The sequence below is a fragment of the Acinetobacter sp. Swhac1 genome, from assembly GCF_013390985.1.
GTDB classification, from domain to species: Bacteria; Pseudomonadota; Gammaproteobacteria; order Pseudomonadales; family Moraxellaceae; genus Acinetobacter; species Acinetobacter towneri.
The window spans coordinates 1-743 of the sequence record NZ_JACASN010000116.1 but is presented as its reverse complement, the minus strand read 5'-3'; the positions used below and the strand labels follow the sequence as shown (position 1 = coordinate 743).

1 protein-coding gene is annotated in these 743 nt (G+C 43.9%); it reads right to left on the bottom strand.

What is annotated here, in order from left to right; all coding sequences use genetic code 11:
• A partial coding sequence (locus HX743_RS16230; RefSeq protein WP_178319685.1) for an IS3 family transposase occupies positions 1-743 on the bottom strand: 743 nt, incomplete at both ends.

Below are 743 nucleotides of genomic sequence, written 5' to 3'. Positions count from 1 at the left end.
GATGTGGTCTTTCATGGTTGTAATGCCACAACCAGTTTGTTGCATAATCTTGTACTTCATCCAAAGTATCAAATAAATGCTTGCTCAGCCAACTATAACGTATGGTCCGATTATAGCGTTCAATATACGCATTCTGCTGTGGCTTACCCGGTTGAATATATTCAATACGAATACCGTGCTCAGTAGCCCAGCGCACAAATTCGTGACTGATAAATTCGGGACCATTATCGCATCGGATCACTAACGGTTTTTCTCTCCACTCCAGCAATTGATTCAACGTACGAATAACCCTGATTGTGGGCAATGAGAACCCTGCTTCAATGGCTAGGCCTTCGCGGCGGTAATCATCAATCACATTCAATAATCGAAACTTGCGACCATCGGAAAGCTGATCATGCATAAAATCTAATGACCAAACCTGATTTTCTCGGATTGGTTCTTTCAATGGTTCAGGCGCATGCCGTTTTAGTCTTCTTCTCGGTTTAATACGCAGATTCAGTGCCAACTCACAGTAAATGCGGTAAACCCGCTTGTGATTCCAGCAGCAACTCTCAACATGCCGTAAATACGAGAAGCACAAACCAAAGCCCCAATCGGAATTTTCCTCAGTGAGTTCAATGAGCTGTTCAGCAATGAGTGCATTGTCATCGCTGAGTTTGGCTTGATAGCGGTAGCAGGTTTCACTAATGCCAAATGCTTTACAAGCCAAACGAATACTAATGGCATGCTGGGCAACTGCCTGT